14 protein-coding genes are annotated in these 16323 nt (G+C 73.4%); 5 read left to right on the top strand and 9 right to left on the bottom strand.

What is annotated here, in order from left to right:
- Window positions 1–14: 14 nt before the first annotated feature.
- From IEJ02_RS03645 to IEJ02_RS03635, 3 genes are all read right to left on the bottom strand, one after another.
- Window positions 15–1253: a thiolase family protein gene (locus IEJ02_RS03645; RefSeq protein ID WP_191063325.1), complete on the bottom strand. Its 1239-nt coding sequence runs from the start codon at window positions 1251–1253 to the stop codon at window positions 15–17.
- Complete coding sequence (locus IEJ02_RS03640) at window positions 1250–2014, bottom strand: CoA-transferase subunit beta (protein ID WP_191063464.1); 765 nt, start codon at window positions 2012–2014, stop codon at window positions 1250–1252. Before IEJ02_RS03640 ends, IEJ02_RS03645 begins: the two co-directional genes overlap by 4 nt.
- A gap of 152 nt (window positions 2015–2166) precedes the next feature.
- A complete protein-coding gene (locus IEJ02_RS03635) occupies window positions 2167–2991 on the bottom strand; it encodes a CoA transferase subunit A (protein WP_191063324.1) in 825 nt (274 codons plus the stop codon).
- 228 nt (window positions 2992–3219) lie between these two features.
- Between IEJ02_RS03635 and IEJ02_RS03630 the strand changes: the two genes are divergently transcribed.
- Window positions 3220–3660, top strand: coding sequence for a MarR family winged helix-turn-helix transcriptional regulator (locus IEJ02_RS03630; RefSeq protein WP_137977870.1), 441 nt, complete (start codon window positions 3220–3222; stop codon window positions 3658–3660).
- An 84-nt stretch (window positions 3661–3744) separates the two neighbouring features.
- Here the strand turns inward: IEJ02_RS03630 and IEJ02_RS03625 are convergent, their stop codons facing one another.
- Window positions 3745–4650: a LysR family transcriptional regulator gene (locus IEJ02_RS03625; RefSeq protein ID WP_317985707.1), complete on the bottom strand. Its 906-nt coding sequence runs from the start codon at window positions 4648–4650 to the stop codon at window positions 3745–3747.
- Between the two features lie 90 nt (window positions 4651–4740).
- Between IEJ02_RS03625 and IEJ02_RS03620 the strand changes: the two genes are divergently transcribed.
- Window positions 4741–5475: an SDR family oxidoreductase gene (locus IEJ02_RS03620; protein WP_191063322.1), complete on the top strand. Its 735-nt coding sequence runs from the start codon at window positions 4741–4743 to the stop codon at window positions 5473–5475.
- A 21-nt stretch (window positions 5476–5496) separates the two neighbouring features.
- Here IEJ02_RS03620 and IEJ02_RS03615 read toward each other — a convergent pair whose 3' ends face one another.
- Entirely contained in the window at window positions 5497–6384 is an 888-nt protein-coding gene (locus IEJ02_RS03615; protein WP_191063321.1) for a putative protein N(5)-glutamine methyltransferase, read from the bottom strand.
- 165 nt (window positions 6385–6549) lie between these two features.
- On the bottom strand, window positions 6550–7746 hold the full coding sequence (locus IEJ02_RS03610; RefSeq protein WP_223863302.1) for a GlxA family transcriptional regulator: 1197 nt from the start codon (window positions 7744–7746) through the stop codon (window positions 6550–6552).
- Window positions 7747–7816: 70 nt separating this feature from the next.
- Between IEJ02_RS03610 and IEJ02_RS03605 the strand changes: the two genes are divergently transcribed.
- Complete coding sequence (locus IEJ02_RS03605; RefSeq protein ID WP_191063320.1) at window positions 7817–8842, top strand: NADP-dependent oxidoreductase; 1026 nt, start codon at window positions 7817–7819, stop codon at window positions 8840–8842.
- A 31-nt stretch (window positions 8843–8873) separates the two neighbouring features.
- On the opposite strand, the gene IEJ02_RS03600 is transcribed toward IEJ02_RS03605, so the two are convergent.
- Window positions 8874–9806 (bottom strand): oxidoreductase, encoded by a 933-nt coding sequence (locus tag IEJ02_RS03600; protein ID WP_191063319.1) that lies wholly within the window; start codon window positions 9804–9806, stop codon window positions 8874–8876.
- 233 nt (window positions 9807–10039) lie between these two features.
- Here IEJ02_RS03600 and IEJ02_RS03595 point away from each other — a divergent pair, with 233 nt between their 5' ends.
- Window positions 10040–10192, top strand: coding sequence for a DUF397 domain-containing protein (locus IEJ02_RS03595; RefSeq protein ID WP_191063462.1), 153 nt, complete (start codon window positions 10040–10042; stop codon window positions 10190–10192).
- 488 nt (window positions 10193–10680) lie between these two features.
- Window positions 10681–12702 carry a hypothetical protein gene (locus IEJ02_RS03590; RefSeq protein WP_191063318.1) on the top strand — a complete coding sequence of 674 codons (2022 nt, stop codon included), beginning with the start codon at window positions 10681–10683 and terminating at the stop codon, window positions 12700–12702.
- 189 nt (window positions 12703–12891) lie between these two features.
- On the opposite strand, the gene IEJ02_RS03585 is transcribed toward IEJ02_RS03590, so the two are convergent.
- Complete coding sequence (locus tag IEJ02_RS03585; RefSeq protein ID WP_191063317.1) at window positions 12892–15339, bottom strand: beta-xylosidase/alpha-l-arabinosidase; 2448 nt, start codon at window positions 15337–15339, stop codon at window positions 12892–12894.
- 65 nt (window positions 15340–15404) lie between these two features.
- The gene (locus tag IEJ02_RS03580) at window positions 15405–16220 is read right to left on the bottom strand and encodes a carbohydrate ABC transporter permease (protein WP_137977861.1); all 816 of its coding nucleotides are present in this window, start codon (window positions 16218–16220) and stop codon (window positions 15405–15407) included.
- Window positions 16221–16323: the final 103 nt, after the last annotated feature.

Raw genomic sequence — 16323 nt, 5'->3', positions numbered from 1 at the left:
GTCTGCCGTCAGCCTTACCTTTCCAGGACGAGGGCGAGGCCCTGTCCGACGCCGATGCACAAGGTGGCCAGGCCCGTCCCCGAGCCGCGGGCGGCGAGCTGGTGGGCGACGGCCCCGGCGAGCCGGGCGCCGGAGGCGCCGAGGGGGTGGCCGATGGCGATGGCGCCGCCACGCGGGTTGACGATGTCGGGGTCGAACCCCGGGTCCTGGGCCGACCATTCGGCGAGGCAGCCCAGCACCTGCGCGGCGAACGCCTCGTTGAGTTCGAGCGTGGCCAGATCGGCGAACGAGCGGCCCGCCTTGGCGAGGGCGCGGCGTACGGCCTCCACCGGGCCGAGCCCGAAGTACTGAGGCTCGATACCGGTCACGGCCGAGGCGCCGATCCGGGCCAGGGGTTCGCGTCCGGTGGCCTTCAGCCCCTCCTCGTCGACGAGCAGCAGCGCGGCCGCGCCGTCGTTGAGGGGCGAGGAGTTGCCCGCGGTGACGGTGCCGCCGGGCTTGCGGAAGGCGGGCTTGAGCTTGGCCAGGGCCTCCAGCGATGTGTTCTCGCGGATGGTCTCGTCCCGGACGAGCTCGGTGTCCGGATACGGCAGCACCTCGGCCTCGTACGCCCCGTCCTTCCACGCCCGCGCCGCCTTCTCGTGGCTGGCGAGCGCGAACGCGTCCTGTGCCTCGCGGGTGATGCCGTGCTTGTCGGCGATCAGCTCGGCGCCCTCGCCGAGGGCGACGGTCCACTCGGGCGGCATGTCCGGGTTGGTCATCCGCCAGCCGAGGGTCGTGGAGTACATCTGCTGGTGCCCGGCGGGGAAGGCGCGCTCGGGCTTGGGCAGCACCCAGGGGGCGCGGCTCATCGACTCCACACCGCCCGCGAGCGCGATGTGCGCGTCGCCGACCGCGATCGCGCGGGCGGCCTGGAGCACGGCCTCCAGACCCGAGGCGCAGAGCCGGTTGACGGTCGCGCCGGGCACGGTGACGGGCAGCCCGGCCAGCAGCACGGCCATGCGGGCGACACCGCGGTTCTCCTCGCCCGCGCCGTTGGCGTTGCCGAAGTAGACGTCGTCGATGCGCGCCGGGTCCAGTGCGGGTGTGCGGGCGAGCAGGCCGCGCACCACGTGGGCGGCCAGGTCGTCGGGGCGCACCCCGGCCAGGGCGCCGCCGTAACGGCCGATGGGGGTGCGGACGGCGTCGACGATATAGACGTCACGAGAGACGTCACGAGAGACGTCACGAGAGACGTCACGCGAGGTGGTCATCGGGTCTCCTTCCCCGGCTTCCCGGGCTTCCCCGGCTTCCCGGCGGCTTTGAGGGCGCGCAGCGCCGCAAGCTCTTGGGGGGTGGGCGGCTCGGTGGTGCCCACGGTGTCGGCGACGGTCAGCTCCCAGCCGGTGGCGGCCCGTACCCGCTCCACCGTGACGTCCGGGTGCACTTCGGTCAGCACCAGCTCGGCGGTGGCCGGGTCGGGGCGCAGGATGCCCAGGTCGGTGATGACGGCGGTGGGGCCGGCGCCCGGCATGCCGAGCTTCTTACGGTCGTCGGGGCCGCCGCCGTGGCCCAGGGTGGTCACGAAGTCCAGCCGCTGAACGAAGCTGCGGGTGGAGTGGCGCAGCACCATGAGCACCTTGCCGCAGTTGGAGGCGATCTCGGGGGCGCCGCCCGCGCCGGGGAGACGGCCCTCGGGCTTGTCGGGGCCGCGGTCCACGACGGTGGTGTTGATGTTGGCGTAGCGGTCGACCTGGGCGGCGCCGAGGAAGCCGACGTCGATCCGGCCGCCCTGGAGCCAGTAGTTGAACATCTCCGGGACCGGGACCACCGCGTCGGCCGTCTCGGCGAGTTCGCCGTCGCCGATGGAGAGGGGGAGCCGGGTGGGCTTGGAGCCGATGGTGCCGGACTCGTAGATGAGCACGAGGCCGGGGTTGACGGTGGCGCGGGCCAGGTTGGCGGCGGTGCTGGGGAGGCCGATGCCGACGAAGCAGGTGGTGGCGTCGGCGAGCGCGCGGGCGGCGTTGACCTCCATCAGCTCGTCGCTGGTGAAGCCGGTGGCGGCGGTGGCCCCGGTGGTCCCGGTCGTTCCAGTCGTTCCAGTCGTTCCGGTGGTCCCGGTGGTCCCGGTGGTCCCAGTGGTCCCGGTGGTCCCAGCGGTCCCGTTCGTCCCGGCGGAGGTGGCGGTCATCGGGTGAGGGCTCCCTCGCTGTCGCGCACGTTCTCCTCGATCCACCTCAAGAACGCCTCGCGGTCGCGGGCGATCGGGTCCCATGCCTGGTAGAAGTCGTTGTCGCGGGTCGAGTACCCGGTGGCGTACGAGGGGTGGGCACCGCCGGGGACGACGGACACCGCGTCGATCACCCACGTCGGCAGGACGATCCCGCCGGGGCGCGGCGTGAGCTCCTCGACGATCTCCTCCACGGTCACCAGCACCCGGTCCGCCGCGAGCGCCGCCTCCTTCTGCACCCCGGTCAGCCCCCACATCTGCACATTGCCGGCCCGGTCGGCCTGCTGGGCGTGGATCACGGTGACGTCCGGGTTGAGCGCCGCGACGGCGGCCAGCTCCTCCCCGGTGAAGGGGCAGACGACGGTGGAGACGGTGTCCGTACGGGTCGGGATGTCGCTGCCGCGATAGCCGCGCAACACGGCGAACGGCAGCTTGGAGGCGCCCGCCACATAGCGGTTCGCCATGCCCGCGTGGCTGTGCTCGTCCAGCTCCAGCGGCCGCGGCCAGCCGTTCTCGACGGCGTCACGGAAGCGGTGCAGCGAGCCCACGCCGGGGTTGCCACCCCAGGAGAACACCAGCTTGCGGACGAGTCCGGCGCCGATGAGCTGGTCGTAGATGACGTCCGGGGTCATCCGGACGAGGGTCAGGTCGGTGATGCCCTGGCGGATGACCTCGTGCGCGGCGGCGTACGGGATCAGGTGGGTGAATCCCTCCATCGCGACGGTGTCGCCGTCGTGGACGAGGTCCGCCACGGCGTCCTGGAGGCTTCGGATGTCGGCCATCGTCACTCCGCGGGTCGGGGTGCTCAGTATGCTGACTAATGTGGTGCCGGTTTCGCACGGTGTCATTGGCTGGTGCGCTCGTCAAGGGAGTCTAGGTCGAATGCCGACCTCTCGACATGGGGTCTTCCACAGGGCAGAATCGCTCAGTACACGGACTAATACGCAATCCAGTAATCCAGCAATGCGGCAATGCGGCAATCGAGTAGCGGGGAAGCCGGGAGGCACGGCATGGGCGGCGCGGTGGATCTGAACACGCACCCCGGGCATCTGGCCCGCCGCTTCCAGCAGGCGCACTCCCTGCTGTGGGGCGCGATGGTCTCCGAGGAGACCACCTCGCCGCAGTTCGCGGTGGTCAACGCGCTGATGGAGAAGCCGGAGATCGACCAGCGGACGTTGAGCGAACACGTCCACCTCGACCGCTCCACCATCGCCGACCTGGTCGCCCGGCTGGCCCGCCGCGGCCTGCTGGAACGGGTGCGTGACCCGAACGACGGCCGTCGCAACGTCCTGCGGCTGACGGAGGAGGGCGTCCGGGTCCACCGGAAGCTGGTCACCCGGACGTCCCGGATGAACCGGGTCTTCCTGTCCCCGCTGGACGAGACGGAGCGGGAGACCCTGCTGCGGCTGCTCGCCCGGGTCGCGGACGCGGCGGAGGAGCTGCGCGCGTAGCCGCGCTCGACGGAACCGCGCGCGTAGGCGCGCTCGACCGCCCATCGCACTGTGCCCAGTCCGGGCGGCCCCTGAATGCCCCGCTCAACGACCCCGAGGAGCGGGCGTGTCGGATGACCAGGCGTGCAGGAAATCGTCGATCAGCGGGTTGGCCTCGGCCGAGCGGGTCGCCAGGACGACGCGGACCGGGTCGATGCCCTCGATGGGCACGGTGGTCAGGCCGGGGCGCAGTTGGGGCCGCCGGTCGCCGGCGGCCAGAATCAACACCGTCCGCTCCTCGGCCACAAGGTCGAGCTTGTCCTCGAACGATTCGTAGTCGATCGGCGCGCTGCGAGCCGGAACGCCATCCGGGCGCGGCTCCAGACGGGCGAAATCGCTCCATTGCGGGACCGCGCTCGGGCATTGCGGCAGAACTTCCTCGCTGAGGTCGTCGACGGTCACCGACTCCTTTCCGGCCAGGCGGTGGTCCGTGGAGACGACCAGAACCCGTGGCTCGGTCCACAGCTCGGTGAGGCGTAGGCGGTCGGCGGGGAAGGGCAGCGGGGCGCGGGCGACCAGGGCGTCCACGCGGCGGTCGGCGAGCGCGTGGGCGTCGTTCCACTCCAGGTGGCGGGTGCGGATGCGGGCCGTGGGGTGTCGATGCCGCAGCCGGCGTACGGCGTGCGTGATGACCAGGTCCTCGACGTACCCGATGGTGAACTCGCGCGGGGTGGCGCCGTCGCGGGCGGTGAGCTCGGCTTGATGGGCTGCCTGGAGCAGCGCCTGAGCCTGTGGCAGAAACGCGCGACCGGCTTCGGTGAGCCGACTGCCCTGTGGGGTGCGGTCGAAGAGGCGCACGCCCAGATGTTCCTCGAGGCGCTGGATCTGGCGGCTCAGGGACGGCTGCGCGACGTGCAGCACCGCGGCGGCGCGGCTGAAGTTGGCGTGCTCTGCGACGACCGTGAAGTAGCCGACAAGCCGCAGGTCGAGGTCCGATCCGGGAACGCGCACGCTTCTGATCGTACCAATATGCAATGCGCGCATGACGGGTTGCCTATCAGGTCTTGGACGCCGTCGCCGGTCCGGGATTTGAATCGGGACATGGAAAAGCACAACGGAAAGCGCGCCCTCATCACCGGTGGCAGCAGCGGAATCGGCCTGTCGATCGCACGTCTGCTGGCGGCCGAGGGTGCTCGGGTAATGGTCACGGGGCGCAAGGAAGCCGCGCTCGAAGCGGCGAGCGAAGAGGGGCTGGTCGCGGTGCGCAGCGACTCCACCTCAAAAGCCGACATCGACGCTCTGGCGGGGAAGGTCGAGGAGGAGTTCGGTCAACTGGACGCGGTGTTCCTGAACGCGGGCATCACCGACTCGGTGTCGTTCGAGGCGACGACCGAGCAGATGTACGACGCCATCTTCGCGGCCAACACCAAGGGGCCCTACTTCACCTTGCAGCGGCTGCTTCCGCTGCTCGCCGAGGGCAGCGGCGTGGTGCTGACCACCTCGATCTCGAACGTACTGGGGCAGCTGGACCATGGTGTCTACGCGGCGAGCAAGGCGGCCCTCCGGTCGATGGCGCGCACCTGGGCTCGCGAATTGCAGCCGCGCGGCGTACGTGTCAACGCGGTGAGCCCGGGGCCGATCGACACGGGAATTCTGCACAAGCACCTGCCCGCCGAAGTGGCGGATGAAATGGTGGCGGGTTTCGCCGCCCAGATTCCGATGCTGCGCATAGGGAATCCGGAGGAGGTCGCGCGTGCCGCCATTTTCCTCGCTTTCGACGCGACCTACACCACCGGCGCCGAACTCGCGGTGGACGGTGGCGGCACCCAATTGTGACGCCGCCCGCGGGAACACCGCTCAGGATCGGACGGTGTTCCCGCTCGCCCTCGGTGTCGGATGTGGATTCCGGTCACGCGACCGCCGCCCCTGCTGGACGCGGTCCCGTTGGCCTGGTGCCGATGGCTTGGTGCCGATGATGACCGTGGCGTCCAGCTCGTCGCATTCGGCCAGCCGCGGCTCCAGGCCGTCCTCGGCCACGATGGCCATCGCCGTGGGCGCCTGCCGGTCGCTCGTCTCGAAGAGCAGCGAGCCGCCCGGGGCCAGCCATCCGGCCGCCCCGGCGGTGACCCGGCGCAGCACGTCCAGCCCGTCCGTGCCGCCGTCCAGCGCCACGCGCGCCTCGTGGACCCGGGCCTCCGGCGGCAGCAGCCCGACCTCCTCGGTGGGCACGTACGGGACGTTGGCCAGCAGGACGTCCACACGGCCGCGCGGCGCGGCGGGCAGCGGCTCGTAGAGGTCGCCCTCGTACACCGTGCCGCCCGCCGCCCCGACGTTGCGCCGCGCGCAGCGCACCGCGACGGGGTCGATGTCGGCCGCGTACAGCTCCACCTCGCCCAGGGCCGAGGCCAGCGCGGCGCCCAGCGCGCCCGAGCCGCAGCACAGATCGACCACGACGGCCCCGGGCCGGGCCAGCGATACGGCCTGCTCGACCAGGAACTCGGTGCGCCGGCGCGGTACGAAGACCCCGGCGTCGATGGATATCCGAAGCCCCCGGAAGTCCGCCCAGCCGAGCACGTGCTCCAGCGGCAGCCCGGCGGCGCGCCGGTCCACCATGGCGTCGATCTCGGCCGGGAGGTGGCCCGTGGAAAGGATCAGCCGCGCCTCGTCCTCGGCGAACACGCACCCGGCGGCGCGGAGCCTGGTGACGACGGCGGAAAGGGTGACAAGTGAAGGTGAAGCCGACATGGAAGCCTGGAAGCCTTTCGGGATCCCTGGGGGCGCTCCCGGCAGTCGGCTATCCCGTGTATCCCTGCGGCGAGAGCATCCAGCCTGAACTGGCGTTGATGGGTCTCACCTCCTCGGTGCGTACGGGTGTGGCCACATTACCCGATGCCCCGGCCGCCGTGGCGGTCACGACATAGCCGGAGCATCCGGGGTATTCGGGGCATCCAGGGCATCCGGGGCGCGGAAGGTGCGCCGGTACGCCGACGGGGCGACGCCCGCCTCCGCCGCCAGGTGCCGCCGCAGCGAGGTGGCGGTGGCGAAGCCGACCTCGTGGGCGATCCGTTCCACCGGCAGGTCGCTGGACTCCAGCAGGTGCCGCGCCCGCCGCAGCCGCTGCTGGGTCAGCCAGCGGCCGGGGCTCAGACCGGTCTCCTCCCGGAAGCGCCGGGCGAAGGTCCGTGTGCTCATCGCCGCGTGCGCGGCCAGCTCGTCGAGCGACAGCGGCAGTTCCAGCCGTCCCAGCGCCCAGTCGCGGGTCGGCCCGGTGCCGGTTTCGCCCGCCGGCGGCAGCGGCCGCTCGATGTACTGCGCCTGCCCGCCGTCCCGGTACGGCGGCACGACGCAGCAGCGGGCGACCTGGTTGGCCACCTCGCTGCCGTGGTCCCGGCGCACCAGGTGCAGGCAGACGTCGACCCCGCTCGCCGCCCCCGCTGAGGTCAGCACGTCACCGTGGTCGACGAAGAGCACGTCGGCGTCGAGCTCGACCCGGGGGAACAGCTCCCGGAAGTGGTCGCTGAGCGCCCAGTGGGTGGTCGCCCGGCGCCCGTCCAGGAGACCGGCGGCGGCCAGCAGGAAGGCGCCGGTGCAGATGGACACCAGACGGGTGCCGGGGCGGACGCGGGCCAGGGCGGCGAGGGCCTGCGGGTCCGGGGCGGCGGTCGAGGCTCGGGAGATCGCGTACGGGGGGATGACCACGGTGTCCGCCTCGGCCAGCACCTCGGGGCCGTGCCCGGGGGTGACGGTCAGGTCCGAGTCGGTCCGCACGGGCCGCCCGTCCGCGCTCGCGGACAGCACCTCGTAGCGGCCGTCGGCGGACCCCAGGACCCGGTGCGGGATGCCGAGTTCGAAGGGGTAGACGCCGTCGAGGGCGAGGACGACGACCTTGTGGGCGCCGGGCCGCGGGTCCGGGTGCGTCAGGCGGTCCAGCCAGGCCGCGCGGTCGGCGAGGTCACGGGCCTCACGGGCTTCACGGGCCTCACGGGCCCGGGAGGGCGCGGCGGACGGGGCGGACGGGGCGGACGCGGGGCGGGTGCCGGGAGCGCCGCGGTCGGCGGGGGCGCGACGGGCGGCAGGGGTGCGGCGGTCGGCGGGGTCCATGGGCATGGCAGGAATGTATCGGAGCCTGACCATCTGGCCATCGCCCCGGGCCGTACCGTTCGGCCAGGATCGGGGCATGACTTCGACGGACACCCCTGAGAACCCCGCCGCCCCGGACCCGGCGGCTGCCACGGGCTCCCCGCACCCCGCCGCCCCGGACGGCGCCCCCGTGATGCTCGCCCTGCACCAGACGGCCCTCGGCGGGCCCGAGGTCCTGCGGCTGACCGAGCTTCCGCGGCCCGCGCCCGGCCCCGGGGAGATCCTCGTCGCCGTGCACGCGGCCGGACTCAACCCCACGGACTTCAAGCACCGCGCCCTGAGCATCTTCCTGCCGCCCCCGCCGCTGATCCTCGGCTGGGACGTCTCCGGCACCGTGGTGGAGACCGGCTTCGGCGTCACCCTCTTCCACCCCGGTGACGAGGTGTTCGGCATGCTGCCCTACCCGTACGGGGTCGGCTCCCACGCCGAGTACGTGACCGGCCCCGCCCGCGCCTTCGCCGCCAAGCCCGCCGGGATCGACCACGTCCAGGCGGCCGCTCTGCCGCTGGCCGCGCTCACCGCCTGGCAGGCACTCGTCGATACCGCGGACCTCCGGGCCGGGCAGCGGTTGCTGATCCATGCCGCGGCCGGCGGTGTCGGCCATCTCGCCGTACAGATCGCCAAGGAGCGCGGCGCGCACGTCACCGGGACGGCGAGCGCCCCCAAGCACGACTTCCTGCGCGAACTCGGCGCGGACGCCTGCATCGACCACCGCTCCGAGGACTTCACCGCCACCGAGGAGCGCTACGACGTCGTCCTCGACGCCCTCGGCGGGGAGACCGCCACCCGTTCCGTGAGCGTGCTCCGCCCCGGCGGCGTCCTCGTCTCCCTGGTGCCGCCCGCCAAGGAGACCCGGGCGGCGGCGGAGAAGGCGCGGGTCCGCGCCGTCACCCTGCTCGTGGAGCACGACCAGGCCGGGATGCGCGCCATCGCCGAGCTCGTCGAACGGGGCAGGCTGCGCGCCCACGTCTCCGGCACCTTCCCGCTCGCCGAAGGCGCCCGGGCCCACGTCCAGGGGGAGACCGGCCGCACCACGGGCAAGCTGGTCATCACGGTGCGCTGAGGCGGGACGACCCGAGAGCGGCAGACGTGGCTCAGCTCGCGAGCTCCTCGTACCGCACCCCCGTCAGCCGCTCGGACGCGGCCCACAGCCCCCGCCCCGCCGTGTCGCTGAGCGTCCACTTCGCTCGGGCCGAGCGGACGGGGGAGCCGCGCCACAGCCCCTGGAGCGGCGGGCCGAAGAAGTCGTCCTGGCGGACGTCCGGGCCGGTCGCCGCGTACAGGACGGGGAGCGTGCCCTGCTCCGGGCTCTGGGCGAAGTAGCGGTTGCCGATCTCCATGAACCGCTCCTTCGCCCGGTGGCCCTCCATCTTCGGCGCGGCGGACATGAGGTTGGTCGCGGCGTAGCCGGGGTGCGCGGCGGCCGCCACCAGGCGGACGCCCGCCGCGCTCAGCCGGTGGGCGAGCTCGTGGGTGAAGAGGAGATTGGCGGACTTGGAGCGGGCGTAGGCGACCCAACGCCGGTACCGCCGCTCCATGTTCAGGTCGCGCGGGTCCACCGTCCCCAGCATGTGTATAAAGCTGGAGACGGTGACCACCCGCGCCCCCGGGCCCGCCTCCAGCAGCTTCGGCAGCAGCAGCCCGGTCAGCGCGAAGTGGCCCAGGTGGTTGACGCCGAACTGCATCTCGAAGCCATCGGCGGTCCTGCGGTGCGGGAGGGCCATCACGCCCGCGTTGTTGATCAGCAGATCGAGCCGGTCGCCCTTGTGCCCGGCCGCGAAGGCCCGTACGGACGCCAGGTCCGCGAGGTCCAGCGGCGCCACCTCCACCCGCGCGCCCGGCGCCCGCGCCCGGATCCGCTCCGCCGCCTCGGCCCCCCGCTTCTCACTGCGGCACCCGAGCACCACCCGCGCACCGCGCCGCGCCAACTCCTGGGCGGTGACGAACCCGAGCCCGCTGTTGGCGCCGGTCACGACGGCGGTGCGGCCGGTCTGATCGGGGATGTCGCTCGCGGTCCAGCCCTTCATCACGCGCTCCTTCGCGGTCCGTGTTACGCGCCGGTAGCCTCTGGTGTCCGGCGACAGCCTATGGGCGGGCTCGTGAAGGTGCGAGCCGTGCGGAGCGGCACTCGAACCACACGTCCTTGCCCGTGGGCGTGGGCAGCGCCGCCCAGCGGTACGCGGTGCTGCTGAGGAGGGAACCCCCGGCGGACATCGTCTGGTTGCACAGCGCTACTCCACCGCCTGGGACGAACTGACAGCTGCTGCGCTGTCTCCCGCCGCTTCGCGGCAGCACATCCGGCCGTCAGGCCGTCCGCGACACCAAGGACCGCGAGCGCGGGACGCTGCTCTTCGAGCCGTCCGCCTGGCAGGCGTTCGTGAACGCCGTCCGAGACGGCGAGTTCGGCGGCTAGGAGCACGCCGGGGCTGCTCGGCTCGGTCGGGTGCGGCGCCGTCTCGCGCCTTCGGCGCAATTGAGCAGCGGGGCAGGGGTACCCGGCGCGGGCCGCGTCGCCGGCCGCCGGGCCGGTGGGGGCGGGCGCCGGTGGCGGCTCCGGCGCTCGCGGGGCGGGGACTGTTGCCGGGCTGCCGCTCTGCGGGGTCGGGGTACCCCCTGGAAAACCTTTGACGAATTAGTTGCTTCAGATCAAGCATTTTTAAGGGGGGCACCCGGAGGGGCCGCCCCGGCACCCATCTGCTCGCGGTCCGGCGGGGCCTGGGAGCCGAAGGGGGAAGTCGCCACCGGCGCTCACATCCGCTGACCCGGCACCCGGCGACGGTGCCGCGCTCCCCACCCCCTGCCCCGCTGCTCAACTGCGCCGAAGGCGCGAGACGAAAGCGGCACCCGACCGGGCACAGTAGCCCCGCTCACCTCGTAGGCGGCGGGGTGGCTGTCGGACCCATGAGCGATGATCTCCCCATGGTGCATGTGACGGGGGAGGCCGCCTGGACGGCCGTGGATGATCAGCGCGTGGTGCTCGCGCTGGGTGGGCTCATCGAGGGTCCGGGGATGTGGCGGACCGGGGCGCTGGCCTGCATGGAGCGGACCGGCCGGTTCCTGATCGGGGCGTGGGATCCGCCCGGTCCCGAGGGCGAGGACGGGCCCGGGATCGCCGGGGAAGGGTCGTGGGCGCGGTTCATCGGGCGGATCGGGGCCGTGGCGCTCCGGGCCGCCGTCGCGTCCACGCCCCCCGAGCGGCGCGAGCGGCTGCTGGCGCTGCTGGAGATGTGGGCGGAGAGCCCGTTCGCCGATCCGGCCGCCCGGCTGCGCACCGGGGTCGTGGTCACCGAACGGACGGCGGTGCGCGACGGGCGTGGGGCGGCCGTCAGCGTGGGGTGGGGCCGTGAGGGGCGGCGCCGGTTCGTCGAGCTGCGGACGGGGGACGCGGAGCCGCCGAGCCTGGGGGAGATCGAGGAGGCGCGGGAGGTGCCGCGCGGCTGGGGGAGCCCGGAGCAGCTGCGGCGGCTGGTGGCGCTGGTGCGGGAGCGGGGCCCGGCCCCGTGGGACCGGGAGGCCGTGGCCCTGCTCATGGACGGCACGGGGATGGGCCGGGCGGTGGCGTCGCTCGCGCTGGCCGGGATGGTCAGCTTGAGCTACCGCCCGCTCCTCGACGCCGATGAACGGGCGACGCTGCGGCTCAAGACGGCCGAAGCGGAGGACGCACACGGCGAGTTGGCGCGGGTCGGCCCGGTGGAGCGGCTTGAGCTGCTGGCGGACGTGCTGCCGGAGGACCCGGCCGGGCTGTGGGAGCCGGGAGGGATGCGGCCGGTGGCCGAGCGGCTCGCCGAGGCGTGGCGGGCACGGTACGGGCGGCGGACCATGGTGCCGGAGCGCACGTTCGGCGCGGTCGTCGAGATGCGGCCGTTCCCGCTGACCGCCGGCCGCTTCTGCGCCGCGTTCACCGACCCCGCGGGCGAACCCACGCTCCGCGCCGACCTCGACACCTGGTTGCGGAGGACCGACTACGGATGCTCCGCGGCCGACGAGCGGTGGCAGATCGTGCGGTTCGAGGAGTTGCTGAGCGGCGCCGTCCGCAACCTGCCCTGGATCTACGCCGAGCTGCCCGCGGGCGATCCGGTCCGCGACGGGGTGCCCCGGTTCGTCGGTCTGATCGGGGAACGACTGAACCACCCGGAACTGCTGCTGGACGCGGGCTTCTTCCGGCACGGCGAGAACGAGCCGATCACGGCGCTGCGCGAGGTGTTCGGCGGACGCCCGTACGCCGGGCCGGAGAGGCTGGACGTCGCCACGGTGGACGACGGGCTCACCGTCGGTGCGGAGGGCGCGATCGACCGCCGGGGGTACCGGAACGCCACCCGCCTGTACTTCCGCCCGGCCTTTTACGGGGACGACGAGCGCTCGAAGCGGCTGTCGGCGGCGTCCGCGACCGGAGTCGGCCGCCGGGAGCTGGACGCCGTGGAGTGGCTGCGCGGCCCGGTCTGCGCCCGCATCGTCGAACGGATCGAGAGCGCCTCGCTGCCGGCCGGGGCGTATGAGTCGAACCCGGCGGCATCCGCGCCCGCCCTCGTGGCGCGGGTCGCCGACGCGCTCGGCGTCGACGAGGACGCGGCGGCGCTCCACCTCCAGCTGCTGGCCCTGCCCGCCCCGACCGACCGCAACGTCCGCACCTGGAACGGGTGGAAGGCCGCCCGGCACCAGAAGGCGGCCGCCACACTGGTCGAGCGCGGCCTCGTCATCGAGGACAAGCGCCCCCGGGCGGGCCGCCAGATCTTCCTGCCGGGCGAGTGGATCCACGCCAAGAAGCCGTACCAGCCCATGGAGGCGTGGAAGGCGGAGCTGATCGGGCTGCGCCGCTCCTACAACCTGCGGTTGGAGAACCCGCTGCCGCTGCCCACCCGTACCCTGCCCGAACTGTTCGCCCACGCCTGGTCGCTGGTGGAGAGGGGCGAGGGACCGGCCTGAACCGCCCCCCGGGGCGGCCCGCCCGGGCGGTGGCCTCGGGGCGTGGGGCGTGGGCCGCGACGCCCGGCACCCCCGCCTCCGGGCGTAGGCCCTCCGGGCGTAGGCCCTCCGGGCGTAGGCCCCGGCTGCCACCGCCCGGCGCCTCTCGCCGGCCCGGGCGGCGGCCCCCGGCGTTTTCCCGCCCCCGGGCTACTTCACCCGCACCTCGCACACCATCCGCCGCCGGTGGTCCACCGTGCGCTCGGGTCCGGTCAGCGTCAGCGGCACGGTGTGCCGTACGGCGGAGTCGGCGCTGGAGGAGGCCAGCCGCAGCTCCAGGGCGCCCGGTTCCACCACCCGCGTGCCATCGGCGCCCAGCGGATACGAGGCGAGGTCGGCGTGGAAGGCGAAGTGGACCTCGGCGGACTCGCCCGGCCGCAGCGGCACCCGTGCGTAGCCGATCAGACGGGACACCGGCCGGGCGATACGGGCCACCGGATCGTGGAGGTAGAGCTGTACGACCTCCGTCCCGGCCCGGTCACCGGTGTTGCGCACGGTCAGCCGGACCGTGGTCTCCCCGTCGGTCGGCACCTCGGTCGCGTCGGCCTCCGGGCGCTCCCAGGCGAACGAGGTGTAGGAGAGCCCGTGGCCGAAGGGGAACAGCGGGGTCGGGTCGATCGAGCTGGCGTTGTTCTCCCCCAGCCCGAGCGGCGGCTGGGCATACGTCCATGGCTGGCCGCCGGGCGCGTACGGAACGCTCACCGGCAGCCGGCCCGAGGGGTTGACGCGCCCGCTCAGCACCCCGGCGACCGCCGGGCCGCCCTCCTCACCGGGGAAGAACGCCTGCACGGCGGCGGCCAGCAGACTCGACCAGCGGCCGAGGGCGTACGGCCGGCCGGTGAACAGCACCAGCACCACGGGCGTGCCGGTGGCCACCAGCGTGTCCAGCAACGCCCCCTGCTCACCGGGGAGTTCGAGGTCGGCGGCGTCGCAGCCCTCGCCCGAGGTGCCCCGGCCGAACAGACCCGAGCGGTCGCCCAGCACCGCGACGCACACATCCGCGTCCGCCGCCGCCCTGGCCGCCTGCGCCAGCCGGCTCTCGGCGGTGAGCGCCGCCGCACCGGCCGAGGCCGCGCCCCCCGCGTCACCGGCGGACGCGGCCGGGCCGGGCGCGGCGCACCCCTCGGCATGGGTGATCCGCGCACCGGGCAGCTCGGCGCGCAGCGCGGCGAAGAGCGTCGGCACCTCGAGGCCCAGGGGCAGTCCGGGGTGCTCCACCCCGACGTGGCGGGGGAAGGTGTAGCAGCCGAGCATGGCGGCCGGGTCGTCGGCGAGCGGGCCGACCACCGCGATCCGGGCGTCCGGCGCGAGCGGCAGCACATCGCCGTCGTCGGCGAGCAGCACCACCGACTCCTCGGCGAGCTCCCGCGCGACGGCCCGCATCTCCGGCGGATCGAGATCGAGGTCGTGGTCGTGGTCGAGGTCGACGTCGTGGTCGAGGTCGAGGTCGACGTCGGCGGGTCCCGCGGAGTCCACAGCCCCCGCGAGCGCCGACGGCATCGGCGACCAGTCCGGATCCAGCAGCCCCAGCTCGCACTTCTGCCGCAGCACCCGCAGCGCCGCCCGGTCCACCAGCGCCTCGTCCACCTCCCCGGCCCGCACCGCGTCCCGCAGCGGGGTGCCGAAGCAGCGCACCGCGGGCAGCTCCACGTCCACCCCCGCCGCCAGGGCGAGCCCGGCCGCGCCGCCCCGGGTGTCGGCCACCCGGTGGGCCAGCTCCAGGAAGGACACCCCGAAGTAGTCGGCGACGACGGTGCCGGTGAAGCCCCAGGTGTCGCGGAGCAGTTCGGTCAGCAGCCAGGGGTTGGCGGCCGAGGGCACACCGTCGATGTCGTTGTAGGAGTGCATCACCGACCGCGCGCCCCCGTCCCGTACCGCCAGCTCGAAGGGCGGCAGGACGACATCCGCGAGCTCCCGGGGCCCGATGGAGGCCGGTGCGTGGTTGCGGCCGCCCCGGGAGGCGGCGTAGCCCGCGAAGTGCTTGAGGGTGGCGACGATCCCGGCGGACTCCAGGCCGCGCACGTACGCGGTGCCGATGGTCGCGACGAGATACGGGTCCTCGCCGATGGACTCCTCCGTACGGCCCCAGCGCGCGTCCCGCACCACGTCCAGCACCGGGGCCAGGCCCTGGTGGATACCGGCCGACCGCAGCGAACCGCCGATCAGCCCGGCCGCCCGCCCCACCAGCGCCGGGTCGAAGGACGCGCCCCAGGCGAGCGGGGTGGGGAAGACGGTGGCGCGCCAGGCGAAGAAGCCGGTCAGACACTCCTCATGGGCCAGCGCCGGGATCCCGAAGCGGTTCCCGGCGGCGATCCGGGCCTGGAGGCGGGCCAGCGCGGCGGCGCCCTCGGCCGGTTCGACGGGGGAGGTGCCGAAGGGTCGGGTCAGCTGGCCGATGCCATGCGGGAGGAGGCCGTCGAGGTCCACGGCCTCGGACACCTCGTGCTGGAGCGGGGCGACGTCCTCGCCCTCCTCGGCCTCCGATCCCGGCCATATGCCGGCGAGTTGGGCGAGCTTCTCCTCCAGCGTCATCGAGGAGAGCAGGGCCGCCGCGCGGTCCTCGGCGGAGAGGGAGGTGTCCTGCCAGGGCTGAGGCATGAAGCTCCTTGTCGGGGGGAGGACGGCGGGGTGGGAGAACGGCGTGCGTGCCGCGCGTGGGCGGCCTATTTGCCGCCCACGCCCATCAGTCCACTGATCAGCTGACGGCGGGCGAAGAGATAGACCAGGAAGATCGGGACGATGGAGAGCACCACGGCGGTGAGCAGGGCCGGGGTGTCCACCCGGAACTCGCCCACGTAGTCGTACAGCCCCAGGGTCAGCAGCCGGTTGCTCTTGGACTGGGTGAGCAGCAGCGGGAAGAGGAAGCCGTTCCAGGCGTGCAGGGCCGACATCACCCCGACCGTGGAGATCCCGGACCGTGACAGCGGCACCACGAGCTGGAGCAGCACCCGGGTCGGGCTCGCGCCGTCCAGCGCCATCGACTCGTACAGCTCCTCGTCGATGTCGCGCATCGTGCCGACCAGGATCAGCACGCTGACCGGGAGGGAGAAGGCGGCCGTCGGCAGGATCACCGCGAGCAGGGTGTCGTACAGATGGAGCTTGGTGATGACCAGATAGACCGGGATCACCACCGCCTGGGAGGGGATCGCGAGACCCAGCAGGAAGATCTGGAAGATCCGGCGGGAGGCGCGGCCGCGGGCGCGGACGACGGTGTAGCCGACGGTCACCGACAGCGTGATCACGATCGCCGCGCACACGGCCGTGACCAGCGCGGTGTTGAGGAGGTAGGAGAGGAAGTCGGAGCGCAGCACCCGCCGGTAGTTGGCGAGCGTCGGATGGTCGGGCAGGGCCAGCGGGCCGTCGTCGATATAGCCGTCGCGGGTCTGGAAGGTGGCGGCCACCAGGACGTACAGCGGCAGTCCGACGATGCCGAGCCAGATCAGGGAGCCGAGCCCGGCCGGATAGTTCCAGCGGGGCAGACCCCGGCGGCGGTGGCGGGGGCGAGGAGCCGCCGGGGTCTTGTTCGGCGTACGGACGCCGTTCAGGGGGCGGTTCGGGCGGCGGTTCGGGTGGTCGTGCAGG

The organism is Streptomyces sp. 5-10, from assembly GCF_014712245.1.
In the GTDB taxonomy this organism is placed as follows: Bacteria; Actinomycetota; Actinomycetes; order Streptomycetales; family Streptomycetaceae; genus Streptomyces; species Streptomyces violaceusniger.
Note: the sequence above shows the minus strand (reverse complement) of the source record. Positions and strands in the feature narration are given on the sequence as shown.

Excerpts from the sequence above, each read along its gene's own strand:
- IEJ02_RS03645 (WP_191063325.1), bottom strand. The coding sequence starts at position 1,253 with ATGACCACCTCGCGTGACGTCTCTCGTGACGTCTCTCGTGACGTCTCT.
- IEJ02_RS03640 (WP_191063464.1), bottom strand. The coding sequence starts at position 2,014 with ATGGAGGTCAACGCCGCCCGCGCGCTCGCCGACGCCACCACCTGCTTC.
- IEJ02_RS03635 (WP_191063324.1), bottom strand. The coding sequence starts at position 2,991 with ATGGCCGACATCCGAAGCCTCCAGGACGCCGTGGCGGACCTCGTCCAC.
- IEJ02_RS03630 (WP_137977870.1), top strand. The coding sequence starts at position 3,220 with ATGGGCGGCGCGGTGGATCTGAACACGCACCCCGGGCATCTGGCCCGC.
- IEJ02_RS03620 (WP_191063322.1), top strand. The coding sequence starts at position 4,741 with ATGGAAAAGCACAACGGAAAGCGCGCCCTCATCACCGGTGGCAGCAGC.
- IEJ02_RS03615 (WP_191063321.1), bottom strand. The coding sequence starts at position 6,384 with ATGTCGGCTTCACCTTCACTTGTCACCCTTTCCGCCGTCGTCACCAGG.
- IEJ02_RS03610 (WP_223863302.1), bottom strand. The coding sequence starts at position 7,746 with ATGCCCATGGACCCCGCCGACCGCCGCACCCCTGCCGCCCGTCGCGCC.
- IEJ02_RS03605 (WP_191063320.1), top strand. The coding sequence starts at position 7,817 with ATGACTTCGACGGACACCCCTGAGAACCCCGCCGCCCCGGACCCGGCG.
- IEJ02_RS03600 (WP_191063319.1), bottom strand. The coding sequence starts at position 9,806 with ATGAAGGGCTGGACCGCGAGCGACATCCCCGATCAGACCGGCCGCACC.
- IEJ02_RS03590 (WP_191063318.1), top strand. The coding sequence starts at position 10,681 with ATGAGCGATGATCTCCCCATGGTGCATGTGACGGGGGAGGCCGCCTGG.
- IEJ02_RS03585 (WP_191063317.1), bottom strand. The coding sequence starts at position 15,339 with ATGCCTCAGCCCTGGCAGGACACCTCCCTCTCCGCCGAGGACCGCGCG.